The sequence below is a fragment of the Kurthia sibirica genome, assembly GCF_003143975.1.
Taxonomy (GTDB): domain Bacteria; phylum Bacillota; class Bacilli; order Bacillales_A; family Planococcaceae; genus Kurthia; species Kurthia sibirica.
In genome coordinates this window covers 133,899-153,050 of sequence record NZ_QFVR01000008.1, presented here as the reverse complement: position 1 = coordinate 153,050, position 19,152 = coordinate 133,899, and the positions used below count along the sequence as shown (strand labels likewise).

Sequence of the window (19,152 nt, the reverse complement as noted above, 5' to 3'; positions counted from 1 at the left end):
TGCTGTTGATAGTGCAATGGCACCTGTAATTGCGATAAGTTGTTTCTTCATATTGTGAAATTTCCTCCTCGGTTTTACTAACTAACAACACTATACCAAGTGAAAGTTGCACACAGGTGACAGTTCAGTATCGGCAATATTACAGGGAGATGACAACGCATGGAAAATTATAGCTGTTACTGGCTGGCATACTTAGTATTTGTAATAAAAGTCCTTCAAATCACTGTTTTGCATTACCAATACTAGTAAATTACCTACTCATTTTCAGTTATTCTTTCAAGAGAATCATTTAAAAAACATGAACTTCTTTTCTAATTGGCTCATTTAAGCGTTTATTTTTGGTTCTATTATATATGTTGCGGTATTAAAACAATTCATGTTTTAGAAAAATAGACAGAAAAAGCACAGGTTCACCAAATCTTCTATACTTAAAATGCTTCATAATAAGTAACAGTAGAAAGGTGAGCTGTGCTATATGAAGTCTATCATGAATATTCCAGGATTAAAGATGTTTTAGTCACAAAAATGGCGGGCAAGTATGTTGTTATAGAAATGCAAAAGCGTGTATATACTTGTCCTGCTTGTCAGTTAATTATTTCGAAAGTGCATGATGATCGCAGAACAAAAATACTATGTCTCATACGATTAATCAAATCAATTGAACGCGCAGAAAACGACTCCTGCGGGAATAGCATGAGCTGAAAACCCCACAGGAACGGAGTGACGAGGCGTTTGAAGCCATGTCCGCGGAAAGCGTTTTTTGAAGCGAAAATGGCTTGAAATGAATAATCCCGTATGATTTCGAAAAATCATACGGGATTTTCTCTGTTTAAAATAAGGTGTTTTATTCTTGTCTCAAAAAGTAGTGCAGTATCTCTTTTTATAGTTTTTCACATAGATTCAAGAGCTATAAACAAGAGCGTTAGCGATATAGGCTAGCGCTCTTGTAGATTATTCATATAAAAACTCTTCGCCATCTAAATCATTCATTTCATGGTACATACTTGTATCCCAAAAAAGCTGGTAAGCTGTCACTTTCTCATCAAAAGGTAGCTGGATTTCATCAAATAACATATTTTTAGAATTTAAAACATGTGTATTTAACGCATGAATTTGTTTAGGTGTATATTTGTATTCAGCAACATATGAAAACATTTTAGATACCTCTATATTTAAAATATCTGGATATGTTGGTGAAATATTAGCACTAATTACTTTTAACGGAATATCAAACTGGCCGTTTGAGACGATGAGCACATCATCAAGTTTTTTGCCGTACTGCACATTTTGATCGAATTTAATGGCTAGCGTGCCAAATGAAAATATGCGGTGAAGTTGTGCTTGCAAACGAATCAATTCCTTTCGCTCTATAATAAGAGTTTGATCACTACTACTTATTATAATTCAAAACTAATAAAAACGCATATAAAATGGTACTTTCATTTTATATGCGGGTAATTCATCAAAAATAGCAATAATAAGTTATTTTTTAGTCAAATTGTTGGATAATAAAAGTATCATACAAAGGGAGGATAAAATTATTTTAGGCACAGCGATCTTGGAAGTGTGGCAGTAGTTGTGCCTAATGCTGTGGATGCTTCAACAATTCATATGTCACAAGAATATGTAGGGAATTCAAAATTAAATAAAGATGGTAAATTAGTAAAAGGCTATAGGGTTTTAAAGCTCTAGTATACAAAGATGTACTAAAGTTTACGGTGGGAGTAAATAAAAAATACTCTAGTAATGGGCAGAATGGACCCCTTCAGATTAGACAAAACAAAAAAATTCAAAGAATTTGGGTATAGATACCACTAATTCTTTGGAGGTGTATTTTTTTATGAACATATGAGTAAGTTATCCTTACGAAGTTAAAATGAATTTAGTCTCTTGCGACGCATGGGTGGTATTTCTTTTGTAGTGGATGTACTTTTCTCGCTTATATATATGAAGATGAAAGTTAAGTCGTTAATTATATAACATAAAAAAAGTCAGCCCCGCAAATACAGGGACTGACTTTTAAAATGATGCAAATTAGAATTGTAATTTTGATTCGATGAATGATTTAACATCTGCAATTGGCATACGTTCTTGTTCCATTGAATCGCGGTGACGAACTGTTACCATGCCATCCTCTACAGAATCGAAGTCATATGTGATACAGAAAGGTGTACCGATTTCGTCTTGACGACGGTAGCGTTTACCAATTGATTGTGATTCGTCATAATCGACTGGGAATGCTTTACGTAAATCAGCCCAAACATCTTTAGCGTGATCAGCAAGTTTTTTAGACAATGGTAAAACCGCAGCTTTAAATGGTGCCAAAGCAGGGTGGAAGCGTAATACTGTACGTACGTCGCCACCTTCTAATTCTTCTTCATCAAACGCATCAACAAGGAATGCTAATGTTACACGGTCAGCTCCTAATGATGGTTCGATGCAGTAAGGTACATAGCGCTCATTGGTAATTGGGTCGATATATGTGAAATCTTCACCTGAGTGCTCCATATGTTTTTTAAGGTCAAAGTCAGTACGTGAAGCAACACCCCATAGCTCACCCCAACCGAATGGGAATTGGAATTCGATATCAGTAGTAGCATTAGAGTAGTGAGAAAGTTCATCGTCTTCATGGTCGCGTAGGCGCATCGAAGTTTCTTTCATCGATAGGTTTAGTAACCAATTTTTACAGAATTCTTTCCAATATGCATGCCACTCTAACTCAGTGCCTGGTTTGCAGAAAAATTCAAGCTCCATTTGTTCAAATTCACGTGTACGGAAAGTGAAGTTACCTGGTGTAATTTCGTTACGGAAGGATTTACCGATTTGAGCGATACCAAACGGCGTGCGCTTACGCATTGAACGTTGGACATTTTTAAAGTTTACGAAAATACCTTGTGCAGTTTCAGGGCGTAGGAAAATTTCGTTAGTTGAACTTTCAGTAACACCTTGGAACGTTTTGAACATTAAGTTGAACTGACGGATGTCAGTGAAATCTTGCTTGCCACAATCTGGACAAACGACATCTAGTTCAACCATTTTTTCTTTCATTTGATCAAATGTCATACCATCAACGATAATTTCTTTACCTGTTTTAGCAAGTGAAGCGTCTTCAATTAACTTGTCAGCGCGGTGACGTGATTTACAAGCTTTACAATCGATCATGGGGTCATTGAAGTTCCCTACATGTCCAGAAGCAATCCATGTTTTCGGGTTCATCAAAATGGCAGCGTCAAGTCCAACATTATACTCTGATTCTTTGACGAATTTATCCCACCATGCTTTTTTTACATTGTTCTTGAGTTCGACACCAAGTGGACCGTAATCCCAAGTATTTGCTAATCCGCCATAAATTTCAGATCCCGGAAAGACAAATCCGCGATGTTTTGCTAAGTTCACAATTGTTTCCATTGTTTTTGCCATGTTAATGACCTCCTATTGTTAGATAGAAAAAGCACCCGTCTCCGGGCAAAATTTCTGCCCGGGGACGAGTGCATATGTATGACCCGCGGTTCCACCCCGATTGACTATAATCAAATAGTCCACTTTCAACCCACTAGCTCCCGGATGCCTTTTCAATCGTCATGTAGACTTTCACTATCCCTACTCGCTTTTGTAGACGACCTACTTTTTATTCCGTTCATCGCTCAGGTTATTTGCTATATTGTAACATGCGACACTTTTCTTCGCAATCCCAATCAATATAGTATATACTATATAGGGAATGAGTATAACACTTTTGAGGCGGTGAGTGATATCGAACTCAACAAACGTCAGGAAGAAATATTGGAAATTGTCAAAAACAACGGCCCTATTACTGGTGAACAAATCGCTGAACGACTTTCTCTAACTCGTGCAACACTTCGACCAGACCTTGCTATTTTAACGATGGCAGGTTTCTTAGATGCTAGACCAAGAGTTGGCTATTTTTACTCAGGGAAGAAAACAGGACAAGCAGTTGTTGAAAGCATGACAAACATGAAGGTAAAAGATTTCCAATCAATACCGATTGTTGTAGCAGAAGATATGTCAGTATATGATGCCATATGTCAGATGTTTTTAGAAGATGTAGGCACCTTGTTTGTTGTAGATAAAAATGCATACTTAACAGGTGTTCTTTCGAGAAAAGATCTGTTGAGAACAGCTATTGGTAGCCAAGATTTAAATAATATTCCCGTACATATTATTATGACGAGAATGCCGAATGTCGCATTTTGCTTTAAAACAGACGGTTTAATCCAAGCGGCCAACAAGTTGATTGAAAGACAAATTGATGCATTACCTGTCGTAGTCGAGCATCCAGATGGTTATGAGGTAGTCGGACGCATGACGAAAACAAATATTACGCGAGCGTTTTTATCGTTAGCGGAAAACCATGACTTGTGAGGTGGTGCAAAAATGGATAGAATTTTAGTATTTATTATTTCTGATTCGGTTGGAGAGACAGGTGAGCTGGTTGCCAAGGCTGCCGTAAGTCAATTTAGACCAGGTTTACAAGATGTAAATTTCCAACGATTCCCACATATTGAAAGCATTGAACAGTTGAAAGAAATCGTTCAGCTTGCAGTTGAGCAAAGGGCGGTTATTGTGTATACCGTCGTTAAAAGTCATATGCGCACTTTTTTAGAAGAAGAGTGTTTACGCAACAATATTTCTTCGACAGATTTAATGGGACCACTTATGGATATGCTCACGCATACCTTGAAAATTGAACCTATTGAAGAACCCGGTCTTGTTCGTAAATTAGATGACGATTACTTCAAAAAAATTGAGGCAATTGAGTTTGCTGTCAAATATGACGATGGTCGAGATCCGCGCGGTCTATTAAAAGCCGATATCGTACTAGTTGGTGTATCACGTACATCAAAAACCCCATTATCTCAGTTTTTAGCACATAAACGCTTTAAAGTGGCGAATGTACCTCTTGTACCAGAAGTAGAGCCACCTGAAGAATTATTTATGGTTCCAGCAGAGAAGTGTTTTGGTCTCATTATCTCTCCAGATAAGTTAAATAGTATTCGTAAAGAACGCTTGTTGGCACTCGGATTAAATGATGGCGCAAGCTATGCAAAAGTAGAGCGCATTGACGAAGAGATTAAACATTTTAAAAAAATTGTTAGTCGCATAGGTTGTCCGGTTATTGATGTTACGAATAAAGCAGTTGAAGAAACTGCCAATGATATTATTCATAGACTGCAATAAGCGGAATGGCATAAGTAAACAATTTAGTCGGATCCCGAATAGTGAATACTCAAAATCGAGTATTCTAAGCGGGATTTTTTCTATTTGTTTAACAATATACATACAGAATTATAATTTTGTAATATAATAATAATCCTAGAGGTTTTTAGGCTATTTACGCTTCAAAATGACGGATAGAATAAATTTGCTTTAATTGAAACTTTTTCTCGATTCATGTCGTATATTGTAGTAGATAAATTATTAAATATGTTTTACAATAGAGAATTGTGGTAGAAATTAAGGAACGATACTTTTTATTGAAATTTATTTTAGATGAAATGTCTCGGAATAGAAGGATATTGTTAAGTTTTATAGAATGATACCTATAGCAAGTATAAAGATGGTGATGAAATGGCACAAAGAATTCCAGAAGAATTAATTGAAGAAATTCGCTCCCAAGCGGATATTGTTGATGTAATTAGTAATTATATGCAATTGACGAAAAGAGGTAGAAATTACTTCGGCCTTTGTCCTTTTCATGGCGAATCGACACCTTCATTTTCGGTGTCCATCGATAAGCAAATCTTTCATTGTTTCGGATGTGGAGCAGGTGGTAATGCCATTACGTTTTTAATGGATATAGAAAATCTACCATTTCAAGATGCGGTAAGTAAGCTAGGCGAGCAAGTTGGCGTTCAAGTCGATATTGCACCATCTCAGGGGCAACGGCTTACTACGCCTGCTTCACCTGAAGAAGAACGCATGAAAGAGGCGCATATCCTTGCAGCTGATTATTTCCAACAACTTCTTTTAAATACAGAAGAGGGCGAGGAGGGGCTACGATATTTAGAAAATCGTGGCTTTACCCGTGATATGATTGAAACATATGGCATTGGTTGGTCTATGCCAAATTGGGATTCACTGACAACATTACTGCAACACAAAGGTTTTGATTTAGATGAAATGGAACAGGGTGGTTTAATCATCAAACGTGAAGATGGCTCTGGCTATTTTGACCGTTTTCGTAGTCGTATTATGTTCCCTATTCGAGATGATATTGGTCGCATCATTGCATTTTCAGGCCGTGTTATTAACACGGAGGGGGAAGCGGCAAAATATATGAATAGCCCGGAATCACCTATCTTTCAAAAAAGCAAGGTACTTTACAATTTAGACCAAGCTCGACCTGTTGTTCGTAAGGAGCGAAAACTCATCATTTTTGAAGGGTTTATGGATGTGTTAGCATCAAAAAATGCAAATATCCATCATGGTGTTGCTACGATGGGGACATCTTTAACACCCCAACATATTCAAAAGCTAAAGAGAATTACGAGCCAGATTATTGTTTGTTACGATGGTGATCATGCAGGCTGGGAGGCAGCAAAAAGAGCTGCAGAAATGTTACATGCAGAAAATTTAACCGTTGAGGTTGCTGTACTTCCAGCAGGATTGGATCCAGATGAATATATTCGTAAGAATGGTGCGGAGTCATTTCGTGACAATATAATCGCCGTACCGCAATCTTTTATCAGTTTTATGATGATGTATGCAAAACGCAACAAAAACTTTCAATATCCGAACGATGTCCAGCAATATGCGGATGAAGCTTTATCCTATTTAACCAGCGGTATATCTCCAATCGAAAGAGAGCTTTATATAAAAAGACTCTCTGAAGAAACACAAGTTTCCACAGAAACCTTACAAGGTCAATTACGTCTAAAAGAGGCACAGCAAGCATCGACTCAAAAGCAACAAGAGCGAAATATGACTGAACCTCCTTCACAGCAACCGCAGCAGTTGCTGCAAAAACGCAAATATACAGCGATAGATCGAGCAGAAAGATTGTTGCTCGCCCATATGTTACACGACATGGAAGCAATCGATAAAATTCGAGATATCACTGCAGATGCACCGTTTGTTCGTGAAGATTACTTGGCTATTTATGCCCATCTTATGGGTTTTTACGAGACATTTGAAAAAGAGGATTATCAGCGTTTTGTTGAAATTCTTGAAGATAGAGAATTGCGTAAAATTGTAATGGAAGCTGCGATAGTTGATCGAGATCCAGATCATACTGATGAGGAGATTGCCGATTGTCTGAAACAGGTACAAAAGTTCATTATCCAGCAACAAATAGCAGACAAGCAACATGCGGTGAAAGAAGCAGAGCAACTGCATGATATAAAAAGTGCAATTGCGCTTTCTCAGGAAGTTATTGATTTAAAAAAATCACTAACAAGACTATAATATAGCGCTTGTTATGAGGAGGAAGACACCTATGGCAGAAAAAAAACGAGCAAAAAAACAACCAGCTAAAGTGGTGAAAGTAGAACATGAACACCCTTTAGAAGATATGAAAGCAATGTTACTCGAGGCTGGTAAAAAAGCTGGAGAGTTAACATATAAAGAATTAGCAGATAAATTAAGCACATATGAAATGGGTGCTGATGCAGTAGAGGAATTTATCGATAAGCTAGAATCAAATGGAATCGAGCTTGGCGGTAAAGAAGGCGATGAAGAGAATCTTGAGCGCTTATTAAAAGCCGGTGACAATTCTGCCGAAACATTTGATTTAAATGATTTGAGTGTTCCTCCGGGCGTTAAAATTAATGACCCTGTTCGTATGTATTTAAAAGAAATCGGTCGTGTAGACTTATTGACTGCTGAGCAAGAGATTTCTTTAGCTGAACGAATCGAACAAGGTGACGATGAAGCGCGCAAACGTCTTGCAGAAGCTAATTTACGTCTCGTAGTAAGTATTGCCAAACGCTATGTAGGTCGCGGTATGCTTTTCCTTGATTTGATTCAAGAAGGTAATATGGGTCTGATTAAAGCCGTTGAAAAATTTGATTACCGTAAAGGCTTCAAATTTTCTACTTATGCTACTTGGTGGATTCGTCAAGCGATTACTCGCGCTATTGCCGACCAAGCAAGAACAATCCGTATTCCTGTTCATATGGTCGAAACAATTAACAAATTAATTCGTGTACAACGTCAATTATTACAAGATCTTGGTCGCGAACCTTCACCTGAGGAAATCGGTGAAGAAATGGACTTAACACCTGAAAAAGTACGTGAAATCTTGAAGATTGCTCAAGAACCAGTGTCATTAGAAACACCTATTGGTGAAGAAGATGATTCACATTTAGGCGATTTCATCGAAGATTCAGAAGCGCAATCACCATCGGATCATGCAGCTTATGAACTATTAAAAGAGCAGCTTGAAGATGTACTGGACACGCTTACTGACCGCGAAGAAAATGTACTTCGTCTACGTTTTGGTTTAGATGATGGACGTACGCGCACTTTAGAAGAAGTAGGGAAGGTATTTGGTGTTACACGTGAACGTATTCGCCAAATTGAAGCAAAAGCATTACGCAAACTTCGCCATCCTTCACGCAGTAAACGATTGAAAGATTTCTTAGAATAATCTCGTTAATGTAGCAAGAGCCATTTGTAAAATAGCCATTACCAGCAGGATTAGTTGCAAAACTAATCCTGCTTTTTTTGTCTAATGAAAAGACCAAGTTTAACTGGTGCCATGATAGATAGGAGGTTTTAAAACAAGTCATATTTTGGACCTTTAGAAATAGCGAATGCTTTCCGTCGATAAGTAGCCCATTATTGATCTTCACTGTGAGTAGAAATATAGGAGAACTACTTTGCTAAGAGCTATGGAAGTAGGAATATATCTAGAAAAGGGTATACAATACTTGAAGTATCTTAAATAAACGTTTTTCCAACCGATACATTTAAAGAAGCAATAAAAGAACGAGATGAATTTGGTGTATGGAGGAAAGATTATGGAGAGCGATAAACAGAGAAAAGAAATTATTTTAAAAGAAATTCTCTTTTGGAAAACGAATAAACTTCTCCCAGAACAATATTGTGATTTTTTAATGCACCTTTATATGGGGGGCAGAAATTTAACGCAAGAAGGCGAGGAGCTATTAGCAAGTCAATCTTTGTTACAACCGATTAAACCATCATTTGGCAAAATAATAATAGCTGTATTCTCTGTATTAGTTTTGCTTGTATTCGTTGCAGCTCTGTTTATTTTAGGTAGCAAATTGGTATATATACCTCTTGTGCTTGGTGTGATTATTTTTACTTCTATCATGTATTATGTATTTAAAACCGCTCACAATAAAACGCTTACAACAACTTTTGCATTTGCGACAGCAGCTCTGTTGCTTTTTTCTATTTCCGTACGCTTGACAGGTATACTATTCGTAGGTAACCAATATGCGATTTTAGGTGTTGTCGTAGCAAATTGTATCGTGTGGCTTTTAGCAGGGCGTTATGTTAAATTAATTTATTTTACAATATCGGGTGTTTTAGGTATAGTATTCGTTCTTGGATACTTGATTTTGTCTTAATCTATTTTACATGTAAAATATGTTAATTATGTCCGATATGGCAATTTTAATATAAAAAAGAGAAAATATGGGTATTATTCCTTTTCGTTTCCGCTGACATGAAGTACAATAAAATTGTTGACTGATTCTATAATTTATAGAAAATTTTTCAATTTCAGAGGGAGGGCATTCTTATGAAGAAAAATCCTATTGTACCTTATCTACTAATAATTGCCTTTGGTTTAGGACTTATATTTTACATGTCTCTAATTGGCGTAGATAAGAAGCAAGAAGCAAAAAACAATGATGCAAAAACAGAACAGGGTGAAAAGAATAAGGGCTCGGCTAGTGAAACAGATCCAAAAGCAATTACTAGTGCGAAATGTATTTCTTGCCATGGAGATGATTTGAAAGGTGGAGGTAGTGCACCATCGCTTCATGGAACAGGCTTAAAAACCGATGCTGTGAAGAAAATTTTAGTTGAAGGTAGAGGCGGTATGCCAGCAGGCTTGTTGAGTGATGATAGCGAGTTAGATGCAGTAGCAAAATATATCGCAGATTTAAAATAAGTTTATATAATAATGATTGCGTCATTATTATATAAACAAATGATTAACACCTCTATATGAATATAGGGGTGTTTTTATTATAGAAAAACGTCGTTTGTAGGCTGTTGATTTTCATGCTTTTAAAATAGGGGATTTTTCAGTACAATAAGAAGGTAGGAAGGGAGGGCAATTGATTTATGAATGCCCAAAAATTATCAAAACGTTTGGCTATGGTTGCTAGCTTCGTGCCACAGGACGCAGTAGTAGCAGACATCGGCTCTGATCACGCTTATTTACCGTGCTATCTCGTACATAATAATATTGCGAAAAGTGCGGTTGCAGGAGAAGTGGTAGATGGACCATATCAATCTGCTTGTCAAGAAGTAAAGCATGAGCAACTACAAGATAAAATTATTGTGAGACTTGCAGATGGTATGGATGCCATTGAGAAAGAAGATGGTGTAACAGCTGTTACAATCGCAGGAATGGGTGGCCCACTCATCGCAAGTATTTTAAATAAGGACTTATCCAGATTAACAACGGTTGAACGTTTAATTTTACAACCGAATATTCATGCGATTTCAATTCGACAATGGGCGCAACAGCATGGTTGGGCAATTATTGATGAAGAAATTCTCGAAGAGGACGACAAAATTTATGAAGTGCTTGTATTAGAAAGAGGACAACAACATCTCTCGCCGGCAGAGCTATTAATTGGTCCGAAATTAATCGATAAACGTAATGATGTTTTTATTGAAAAATGGACGCGTGAAATCACGCAATGGCAGCATATTCTTGCATCATTGGAAAAAGCGGATAATACGGAAGCGATAAAGACGAAGAAGGAAGAGTTAATGAGCAAGATTACTTTAGTGAAGGAGGTTTTATAATTGAAACCAACGAACGGACAAGCAATCATTCAGCTCTTTGAGACTTGGTCACCTAAGAAGTTAATGGCCATGGAACAGGACCCCATTGGATTAGCCATTGGGACATTAAATAAAGCAGTAACCAAGGTGTTAGTTACGTTAGATGTCACGGACGAAGTCGTTGATGAAGCAATAGCAGCAGGTTGTGAGCTGATCATTGCTCACCACCCACCCATTTTCCGTAAATTAGCGCATATTCGTACAGATACACCACAGGGGAAACTCTATGAGAAGCTCATTAAAAATGATTTAGCCGTGTATGCGGCACATACGAATCTTGATGTAGCAGAAGGTGGTGTCAATGATTTATTGGCAGAAGCGCTACAATTACAAAATATTGGCATATTAACGCCAACTTATACGGAGCAATTATTTAAGCTAGCTGTTTATATACCCCGTGAACATGCGCTTAAACTACGTGTAGCACTGGCACAGATTGGTGCAGGTCAAATGGGTGCTTATGATAGCTGTAGCTTTCAAACTTCAGGAGAAGGGCGTTTTAGAGCATTAGATCATGCACAACCATTCGTAGGAACAGTAGGTGACATTCATATGGAGCCCGAAGAGAAGGTGGAGGTGGTTATACCTCAACCGCTGATCAATAAGGCTTTGCGTATGATGAAACAAAATCATCCATATGAAGAAGTAGCCTATGATTTATATGCTTTAGCTACGCCTGCTAAACAGTATGGAATCGGTCGTATTGGCCTTCTTGCGGAGCCTATGACACTCGCACAATTTGGTGCGCATGTTAAAAAGGCTTTTCATGTTCCAACGGTTCGTGCAGTAGGTGATTTACATGCGATTGTGCGCAAAGTAGCGGTGTTGGGTGGTAGCGGAGATAGCTATGTTAGCAAAGCAAAATATGCTGGTGCAGATGTCTTTGTTACAGGGGACATATCTTTTCATATAGCACAAGATGCTGAAGCTACGGGACTTAGCCTGATTGATCCAGGTCATCATATTGAAGCTATTATGAAGCAAGGGGTAGCGAATAAAATGACAGTGCTTTGTACTGAACATAAAATGGCAGTTGAATTTATCCCAAGTAATCTTTCAACAGAACCATTTAAATTCATCTAATAGCTTATATTTCGAGCGAGTTACACACCCTTTTAGGAAGTGTAACTTGCTTTTTTGATATGAAGCGAATGAGATGTTCATATGGCGAGAGCCAACTCACTGATCTTCTTGATTTGACTGGTGAGCGTTCCATTCGACTAATAAAATTAAAAAGAAGGAATTAGCAAAACGCTCTGTGAATAGGCCACAGAGCGTTTTGTTATAAATCCTAATATGGTTCAATACGAATGACTGGTTTTGGTGTTTTGATTTTAGGTAAAATTTTGCTAAGCGGTACAGTACGTGTCAGATCATGAGTCGTTTCGTCTGTTGAATCATACTGCGTTAAGAAGTTTAGTACTTCTTTTACGATGGGAGTAGGTGTAGATGCCCCAGCCGTAATCCCGACTGTTTCAATCCCTTCTAACCATTCCAATTTTAGCTCAGATAAATCTGAGATGCGATAGGATTTTGTATTGGCGATTTCTTCAGAAACTTGCGTTAGACGATTGGAGTTATTGCTCATCGGGTCACCAACTACAATTAATAATTCGGCTTGATCCGCTTGTTTTGCAACAGCTTCTTGTCGAACTTGTGTTGCTAAACAAATTTCTTCATGCACTTGAATATGTGGATATTTTAATTTTAATGCTTCCATTAAAGACATGACATCCCATTGCGACATCGTCGTTTGGTTTGTAACCAGTAGTTTGTCAGTATGAATATCGAGTGCTTCGATATCTGGTATATGCTGAACTAAATGTACATGGTCTGGAGCAACACCAATGGCGCCTTCTGGCTCAGGATGGCCTTTTTTACCAATATAAATGATATCGTAGCCTTCCGCCGTTTTTTCAGCGATTAAGTCATGTGTGACAGTGACATCTGGACATGTTGCATCAATCGATACCAATCCTTTGCGACGTGCAAGTTCACGTACTTCAGGAGAAACCCCATGTGCTGTGAAGATAACAGTTCCCGAATCAACTTGCTCTAAAATTTCCATACGATTTGGACCATCTAATGTAATAATGCCTTCTTCTTCGAAAGCATCCGTAACATGTTTATTATGAACGATCATTCCTAAAATAAAGATCGGTCTCGGTAAAGTTTTATCCATCGCAGCGTTACGTGCGATAACCATCGCATCAACAACTCCGTAACAATAACCACGAGGTGTAATTTTTATTACTTTCATTCTTTTTCAAACCCCTTTCAAATACACGGTAAGTCCATTATAACGAACGAAACAGTTATATACAATTAGACGCTATTATTAACTTTTAGGTTCATAAGACATGAAAATAGTAATTGACAGACACACTTCTTATTATATATGATAACGAAATATGTTTCTTGAACGTAAATCATGTTACAATATATAAAGCAAGTGAGGAGTGACGAAATGTCAAAATACACAGATTATAGTTTCCAGCCTTTCTTAAGAGATGCTATTGAGGAACTAGGATTTAAAAATCCAACAAGAATTCAAAAAGAGATTATTCCACTAATCCTAAAAGGTAAAAGTGCGATTGGTCAATCACACACAGGTACGGGGAAAACACATAGTTTCTTAATACCGATTTTAGAAAGAATCAACCAAAACAAACAAGAGGTGCAAGCGGTTATTACAGCACCAACTCGTGAGTTAGCTCAACAAATTTACAATGAGTTAGGTAAAATGATTGTAAATACTGAAATTCAAACAAAATTATTCATCGGTGGAACAGACAAACAACGTTCGATTGATAAACTAAAATCACAACCGCAAATCGTCGTAGGTACACCAGGACGAATCCGTGACTTAGTGAATGAACAGGCGCTGCTTGTACACACTGCTACAATGTTAGTAATTGATGAAGCTGATTTAGCGTTTGACCTTGGTTTTATTGAAGATATTGACCAATTCGCATCACAAATGGGTGACGATTTGGAAATGTATGTATTCTCAGCGACAGTGCCAGAAAGCTTACAACCGTTCTTGAAAAAATACATGTCTTCACCAACGCATGTTCATATGAATGATAAACGCCCAGTAGCTGAAAATCTTGATTTCTACTTAGTACCAACGCGTAGCCAATCAAAAAATGCCAAGCTATTAGAAGTAGTTAACGCGATTAACCCATTCCTATGTATCATCTTCACAAATACGCGTAAACAAGCGGATTATGTTGCAGATTTCTTAGCAAATAATCATGTTAAAACAGGTCGTATTCACGGCGATTTAACACCTCGTGATCGCAAAAAAATGATGAAACAAGTACGTGAACTTGAATTCCAATACATCGTAGCAACTGATTTAGCTGCTCGTGGCATCGATATTCCAGGCGTATCTCATGTCATCAACTATGAATTACCACAAGATTTAGAGTTCTTCATTCACCGTGTTGGTCGTACGGCACGTGCTGGTAATAAAGGCTTAGCTATTACGATTTTTGAACCTTCAGAAGAAGATGCTATTGCTCGTATTGAGAAAATGGACATCAAATTCGAAGCAAAAGATCTTAAAAATGGCGAATTAGTTGATATGAAAGCTCGTAATACACGTCTAAAACGTGAAGGTAATAAAAAAGAAGACGAAATCGATCGTATTGCCAAATCAAAAGTACGTAAACCGAAAAAAGTAAAACCGGGTTATAAACGTAATATGCGTTGGGAAATGGATGCAATTAAGAAAAAAGAACGTCGTAAACGCTCTAAAGCCCGCGCTAAGAATAAATAAGTGAGGTAAAAAATATGCTACTAGGCTCTCATGTATCAATGAATGGTAAGAAAATGTTACTAGGCTCGAGTGAGGAAGCAGCTTCATATGGCGCAACAACAATGATGGTTTACACCGGTGCGCCGCAAAATACGCGCCGTAAACCGCTTGAAGAGTTAAATATTGAAGCAGGTAGAGCTCATATGGCAGCGCATGGCATTTCAAATCTTGTCGTGCATGCACCTTATATTATCAATATCGCCAATACAATCAAACCAGAAGTATTTGGTTTAGGTGTGGAATTTTTGCAAAAGGAAATCCATCGAACGGAAGCTTTAGGAGCGGGACAAATTGTTCTTCACCCTGGCGCACATGTCGGTGAAGGAACAGATGCAGGAATTGCGAAAATTATTGAAGGTTTAAACGAAGTATTGTCGGTAGATGCATCGGTTCAAATCGCCTTGGAAACAATGGCGGGTAAAGGTTCAGAATGTGGACGTACATTTGAAGAATTAGCACGCATTTTTGATGGCGTAAAAAATAATGACCGTCTGTCGGTTTGTTTTGATACTTGCCATGTTCACGATGCGGGATATGATATCGTCAATGATTTAGACGGTGTACTTGCTCAATTTGAACATTTAATCGGTTTGAAAAATATTAAAGTACTTCATATTAATGATAGTAAAAATCCAATTGCTGCACATAAAGATCGTCATGAAAATCTTGGATTTGGTCATATTGGTTTCGCACCATTACATGCGATTGTGCATCATGAAGCTTTTACAAATATACCTAAAATATTAGAAACACCGTGGGTTGGACTTGATAAAAAAACGTCAAAAGCACCCTATCAATACGAAATTGCTGCTCTGCGCTCTGGTAACTTTAATGAGTCACCTATTAAAGAGATGAAAGAACAGTAATTTACCATACGAAAAGCTGTCCTCGAAAATCATTCATATGATTTTTGAAGGACAGCTTTTTTATCATATAAAATCGTCCACTAACAACCAATTAAGAACAGTCCTATCTTGTTTTTTGGGATTTTCCAAACAAAAGTATCTCTACTCGACGTTTTACGCGCACCTCACTTCTACTAATTCTGTAGAAGACGCGAGCAGGCAGTGTGGCACGCTTTTCATTATTTAAGTGAACTAAGAAAACTTCCTTTACATTACCTACATAATCCTATATACTTTTAAAATGTAAATCGTAATGATTCTGAATTAGAAAGAAGAGAAGTTTATGACGAAGCAGCCACTCATCGAGTTGCAAAATGTTTCCTTTCAATATGAATATACAAATGTATTAGATCATATATCTTTAACGATTAATGAAGGTGATTTCCTGGCCTTATTAGGACCAAATGGTTCAGGAAAATCAACGATGTTAAAGTTGATTTTAGGCTTGTTAAAACCAACATCTGGAAAGGTGATGTTATTTGGTCAAGACGCCAATAAATTTAATCATCGCGAATGGATTGGTTATGTATCACAAAAGTCTAATTCATTTAACTCAGGTTTTCCTGCAACGGTCAAAGAAGTCGTTGCTAGCGGTTTAGTGAAGTCATTAGGTCTGTTTAAGCGCAAAGCCCCGAATCAAGATAAGTTAGTGATAGAAGCGTTGCAGTCAGTTGGTATGGAGAGTTTTGTCCAGCGTAATATTGGTGAATTATCCGGGGGGCAACAACAGCGAGTATTCATCGCTCGAGCGTTAGTAGCAAAACCAAAATTATTAATTTTAGATGAACCTACAGTCGGTATAGATTATGAAAATGTTCAGGCTTTTTATGATCTAGTGGCACATTTAAATGCTCGTCACAATATGACATTAATGCTTGTAACCCATGATGTAGACGTCGTATCTAGTAAAATTTCACATGTAGCTTGTTTAAACAAAACAATTCACTTCCATGGCTTTAAAGATGATTATGTTAATTTAACAAAGGATGAACTCAGCGAATGGTATGGTATGTCGGTGCGTAAAATTCACTCGCATAAGGAGGAACCAACTAAATGATTTCCTCAATCTTTCAATATGAGTTTTTACAAAATGCCTTTTTAGCTGGTATTATTATCGGTTTCATCGCCCCATTATTAGGTGTTTTTATCGTTGTACGCCGCCTTTCTTTAATAGCAGACGCCTTGTCACATGTCACATTAGCTGGTATTGCTGGCAGCTTATATTTAAGTCAAAGCTTCATCGGTCTCGCAACATTAAATCCGCTTTATCTAGGTATTGTAGCAGCAGTTGGTGGTTCGGTACTGATTGAAAGATTACGCCGCCTCTATAAACATTTTGAAGAGTTAGCAATCCCTATCATCATGTCGGCTGGTCTTGGAATGAGTGCCATATTCATCTCTTTAGCACAAGGTTTTAGCACAGATCTATTCAGTTATTTATTTGGTTCAGTATCGGCCGTAAGTCGTCAAGATTTATATATTGTCATTGGTATTGCGGTTATTGTCACTGCATTTATCTACTTGTTATATAAAGAATTATTCGTGTTGTCATTTGATGATGAGTATGCACAAGCAAGTGGTTTACCAACGAAAGTCGTACATACGTTATTTATGTTAATTACGGCATTGGTTATTGCAGCGTCAATGCGGATTGTTGGTATTCTACTGGTGTCATCATTGATTACATTACCAGTGGCAGCAGCAATACGCATGGCGAAAAGTTTTAAACAAACAATCCTTTATTCCATTATATTTGGAGAATTGGCAGTCATTGTTGGGTTGGTGTCAGCTTTCTACTTAAACCTTGCTCCGGGTGGGACAATCGTAGTAACGTCGATTATAATATTATTGATTGTACTTATTAGTAAAAAAATTATTTTAGCTGTACGCGCGCGTTAAGAGAGGAGTCGTGAGATTCGATGAATATAACAAAAGCATGGGAAATTTTAAAAGAGAGCGGTTTTAAAAAAACGGATAAAAGAGAGCAAATATTAGATATGTTTGAGCGAACAGACAAGTATTTAACCGCTAAGGATTTACTGCTCGTTATGAAAAAAGATTATCCAGGTATGAGTTATGATACAATTTATCGTAATCTTTCGACCTTCGTAGAAGTTGGTATTTTAGAAGAAACAGAGCTAACAGGAGAAAGACATTTCCGTATGCATTGCGAAACTGAGCATCATCACCACCATTTCATCTGCATGGTTTGTGGTCATATTAAAGAAGTTCATCATTGTCCAATGGAACTCATTTATGAACAGCTACCCGGGTATGAAATTGGTGAACATAAATTCGAGATTTATGGAAAATGCCCAAATTGTATGACTGCAAATTAAGAAAACTACCTTCTTCAACACGAGGGCACTGAAAAACTTTCGCTTTTTATGGAAGTTTAGTTTTTCAATCAAACATAAGGCACTCTTCATTCTATTTAGAATGGAGAGTGCCTTATTTTGGTTCTATTATATATGTTGGGGTATTAAAACCATTCATGTTTTAGACAATTAGACATAGCGAGAGCTTTCCGCCGACAAGTAACGCCCTATTTATTTTCACCGTAGGTGAAAATAAAGGATTGCGTACTACTTGTTTTTCGGCAGGAGTCCTCGCCATTTCTTTTAATCATGATAAACATACCTAAAAATAGACAGAAAAAAGCACAGGTTCACCCAATCTTCTATACTTAAAATGCTGCATAATAAGTAAGAGTAGAAAGGTGAGCTATGCTATATGAAGTCCATCATGACTATCCTAGGATTAAAAGATGTTTTAGTCACAAAAGTTGAAGAAATTGAGGGCAAGTATGCTCTTTTTATAGAAATGCCGAAGCGTTCACCTATTTGTCCAGCTTGTCAGTCCATTACTTCGAAAGTACATGATTGATCGCATACAAAAAATGAACCATTTAAAATGGTTTGAATGACTTACAGTTTTGTATTATAAGCGTCGGCGCTATGTCTGTTCTTGTGGAAAACGTTTTTCAGAAAAAACTTCTTTTATTGAACGTGATCAACGCTTTTCAAAAGAATGGCATCAAGCGATTCAAATGCTATGTGTTAAATCACCTACATTTAAATCAGTTGCTGAGAAAATGGGGACAGCTAGTTCAACTGTTATTCGTCGTTTTGATCAAGTCGCAGAACAACAATTAGTGTCAGGTGTCACGCTACCAAAAGCAATCGCAATTGAGGAATATAAAGGCGATACAGATGCAGGAAAATACCAACTGATTATTGTGAGTAGCTTTCGGTGGAGTTATTCACATGGCCTACTAGAATGGCGTACGCATAAAAATGTATTCAAACGAAATGTATGTGAATTTACATAGGGGATGATCCTTTTTCTGTGAAAGAAATGCATAGAAAAAATGATGTGATTTGAAAGAAACAAATCACATCACCCCCGTAA

18 protein-coding genes are annotated in these 19,152 nt (G+C 37.4%); 15 read left to right on the top strand and 3 right to left on the bottom strand.

Features of this window, described 5'->3' with window-relative positions; all coding sequences use genetic code 11:
* Positions 1-951: 951 nt before the first annotated feature.
* A complete protein-coding gene (locus tag DEX24_RS08230) occupies positions 952-1,347 on the bottom strand; it encodes a hypothetical protein (protein WP_146192974.1) in 396 nt (131 codons plus the stop codon).
* A gap of 687 nt (positions 1,348-2,034) precedes the next feature.
* A complete protein-coding gene (locus DEX24_RS08225; RefSeq protein WP_109305942.1) occupies positions 2,035-3,420 on the bottom strand; it encodes a glycine--tRNA ligase in 1,386 nt (461 codons plus the stop codon).
* A gap of 324 nt (positions 3,421-3,744) precedes the next feature.
* Between DEX24_RS08225 and ccpN the strand changes: the two genes are divergently transcribed.
* The 8 genes from ccpN to DEX24_RS08185 all read left to right on the top strand — a co-directional run bounded on the left by ccpN (position 3,745) and on the right by DEX24_RS08185 (position 12,096).
* Positions 3,745-4,383 carry a transcriptional regulator CcpN gene (ccpN, locus tag DEX24_RS08220; protein ID WP_170112886.1) on the top strand — a complete coding sequence of 213 codons (639 nt, stop codon included), beginning with the start codon at positions 3,745-3,747 and terminating at the stop codon, positions 4,381-4,383.
* A 12-nt stretch (positions 4,384-4,395) separates the two neighbouring features.
* Positions 4,396-5,199: a pyruvate, water dikinase regulatory protein gene (locus DEX24_RS08215; RefSeq protein ID WP_109305940.1), complete on the top strand. Its 804-nt coding sequence runs from the start codon at positions 4,396-4,398 to the stop codon at positions 5,197-5,199.
* A 390-nt stretch (positions 5,200-5,589) separates the two neighbouring features.
* Positions 5,590-7,425: a DNA primase gene (gene dnaG / locus DEX24_RS08210; protein WP_109305939.1), complete on the top strand. Its 1,836-nt coding sequence runs from the start codon at positions 5,590-5,592 to the stop codon at positions 7,423-7,425.
* 31 nt (positions 7,426-7,456) lie between these two features.
* Positions 7,457-8,608 carry an RNA polymerase sigma factor RpoD gene (gene rpoD, locus DEX24_RS08205; RefSeq protein WP_109305938.1) on the top strand — a complete coding sequence of 384 codons (1,152 nt, stop codon included), beginning with the start codon at positions 7,457-7,459 and terminating at the stop codon, positions 8,606-8,608.
* 373 nt (positions 8,609-8,981) lie between these two features.
* Positions 8,982-9,557, top strand: a complete 576-nt coding sequence (locus tag DEX24_RS08200; RefSeq protein ID WP_109305937.1) for a hypothetical protein — start codon at positions 8,982-8,984, stop codon at positions 9,555-9,557.
* A gap of 173 nt (positions 9,558-9,730) precedes the next feature.
* Positions 9,731-10,105 (top strand): c-type cytochrome, encoded by a 375-nt coding sequence (locus DEX24_RS08195; RefSeq protein ID WP_109305936.1) that lies wholly within the window; start codon positions 9,731-9,733, stop codon positions 10,103-10,105.
* Between the two features lie 176 nt (positions 10,106-10,281).
* Complete coding sequence (locus tag DEX24_RS08190; protein ID WP_109305935.1) at positions 10,282-10,974, top strand: tRNA (adenine(22)-N(1))-methyltransferase; 693 nt, start codon at positions 10,282-10,284, stop codon at positions 10,972-10,974.
* A complete protein-coding gene (locus DEX24_RS08185) occupies positions 10,975-12,096 on the top strand; it encodes a Nif3-like dinuclear metal center hexameric protein (protein ID WP_109305934.1) in 1,122 nt (373 codons plus the stop codon). It begins immediately after the preceding gene.
* A 208-nt stretch (positions 12,097-12,304) separates the two neighbouring features.
* Here DEX24_RS08185 and DEX24_RS08180 read toward each other — a convergent pair whose 3' ends face one another.
* Positions 12,305-13,273 (bottom strand): 4-hydroxy-3-methylbut-2-enyl diphosphate reductase, encoded by a 969-nt coding sequence (locus tag DEX24_RS08180; RefSeq protein WP_109305933.1) that lies wholly within the window; start codon positions 13,271-13,273, stop codon positions 12,305-12,307.
* Between the two features lie 207 nt (positions 13,274-13,480).
* Here DEX24_RS08180 and DEX24_RS08175 point away from each other — a divergent pair, with 207 nt between their 5' ends.
* The 7 genes from DEX24_RS08175 to DEX24_RS08150 all read left to right on the top strand — a co-directional run bounded on the left by DEX24_RS08175 (position 13,481) and on the right by DEX24_RS08150 (position 19,072).
* On the top strand, positions 13,481-14,797 hold the full coding sequence (locus DEX24_RS08175; protein ID WP_109305932.1) for a DEAD/DEAH box helicase: 1,317 nt from the start codon (positions 13,481-13,483) through the stop codon (positions 14,795-14,797).
* A 14-nt stretch (positions 14,798-14,811) separates the two neighbouring features.
* Entirely contained in the window at positions 14,812-15,702 is an 891-nt protein-coding gene (locus DEX24_RS08170; RefSeq protein WP_109305931.1) for a deoxyribonuclease IV, read from the top strand.
* Positions 15,703-16,024: 322 nt separating this feature from the next.
* Positions 16,025-16,798: a metal ABC transporter ATP-binding protein gene (locus DEX24_RS08165; RefSeq protein WP_109305930.1), complete on the top strand. Its 774-nt coding sequence runs from the start codon at positions 16,025-16,027 to the stop codon at positions 16,796-16,798.
* Positions 16,795-17,640, top strand: a complete 846-nt coding sequence (locus DEX24_RS08160; RefSeq protein ID WP_109305929.1) for a metal ABC transporter permease — start codon at positions 16,795-16,797, stop codon at positions 17,638-17,640. The genes DEX24_RS08165 and DEX24_RS08160 overlap by 4 nt, the downstream gene beginning before the upstream one ends.
* A 20-nt stretch (positions 17,641-17,660) precedes the next feature.
* Entirely contained in the window at positions 17,661-18,080 is a 420-nt protein-coding gene (locus DEX24_RS08155; protein WP_109305928.1) for a Fur family transcriptional regulator, read from the top strand.
* Positions 18,081-18,474: 394 nt separating this feature from the next.
* Positions 18,475-18,627: a hypothetical protein gene (locus DEX24_RS17170; RefSeq protein WP_170112885.1), complete on the top strand. Its 153-nt coding sequence runs from the start codon at positions 18,475-18,477 to the stop codon at positions 18,625-18,627.
* 49 nt (positions 18,628-18,676) lie between these two features.
* The gene (locus DEX24_RS08150) at positions 18,677-19,072 is read left to right on the top strand and encodes a helix-turn-helix domain-containing protein (protein WP_109305927.1); all 396 of its coding nucleotides are present in this window, start codon (positions 18,677-18,679) and stop codon (positions 19,070-19,072) included.
* Positions 19,073-19,152: the final 80 nt, after the last annotated feature.

Excerpts from the sequence above, each read along its gene's own strand:
- DEX24_RS08195 (WP_109305936.1), top strand. The coding sequence starts at position 9,731 with ATGAAGAAAAATCCTATTGTACCTTATCTACTAATAATTGCCTTTGGT.
- DEX24_RS08165 (WP_109305930.1), top strand. The coding sequence starts at position 16,025 with ATGACGAAGCAGCCACTCATCGAGTTGCAAAATGTTTCCTTTCAATAT.
- DEX24_RS08180 (WP_109305933.1), bottom strand. The coding sequence starts at position 13,273 with ATGAAAGTAATAAAAATTACACCTCGTGGTTATTGTTACGGAGTTGTT.
- DEX24_RS08215 (WP_109305940.1), top strand. The coding sequence starts at position 4,396 with ATGGATAGAATTTTAGTATTTATTATTTCTGATTCGGTTGGAGAGACA.
- DEX24_RS08170 (WP_109305931.1), top strand. The coding sequence starts at position 14,812 with ATGCTACTAGGCTCTCATGTATCAATGAATGGTAAGAAAATGTTACTA.
- dnaG (WP_109305939.1), top strand. The coding sequence starts at position 5,590 with ATGGCACAAAGAATTCCAGAAGAATTAATTGAAGAAATTCGCTCCCAA.
- DEX24_RS08155 (WP_109305928.1), top strand. The coding sequence starts at position 17,661 with ATGAATATAACAAAAGCATGGGAAATTTTAAAAGAGAGCGGTTTTAAA.
- DEX24_RS08160 (WP_109305929.1), top strand. The coding sequence starts at position 16,795 with ATGATTTCCTCAATCTTTCAATATGAGTTTTTACAAAATGCCTTTTTA.
- DEX24_RS08175 (WP_109305932.1), top strand. The coding sequence starts at position 13,481 with ATGTCAAAATACACAGATTATAGTTTCCAGCCTTTCTTAAGAGATGCT.
- DEX24_RS08190 (WP_109305935.1), top strand. The coding sequence starts at position 10,282 with ATGAATGCCCAAAAATTATCAAAACGTTTGGCTATGGTTGCTAGCTTC.
- rpoD (WP_109305938.1), top strand. The coding sequence starts at position 7,457 with ATGGCAGAAAAAAAACGAGCAAAAAAACAACCAGCTAAAGTGGTGAAA.
- DEX24_RS08225 (WP_109305942.1), bottom strand. The coding sequence starts at position 3,420 with ATGGCAAAAACAATGGAAACAATTGTGAACTTAGCAAAACATCGCGGA.
- DEX24_RS08200 (WP_109305937.1), top strand. The coding sequence starts at position 8,982 with ATGGAGAGCGATAAACAGAGAAAAGAAATTATTTTAAAAGAAATTCTC.
- DEX24_RS17170 (WP_170112885.1), top strand. The coding sequence starts at position 18,475 with ATGAAGTCCATCATGACTATCCTAGGATTAAAAGATGTTTTAGTCACA.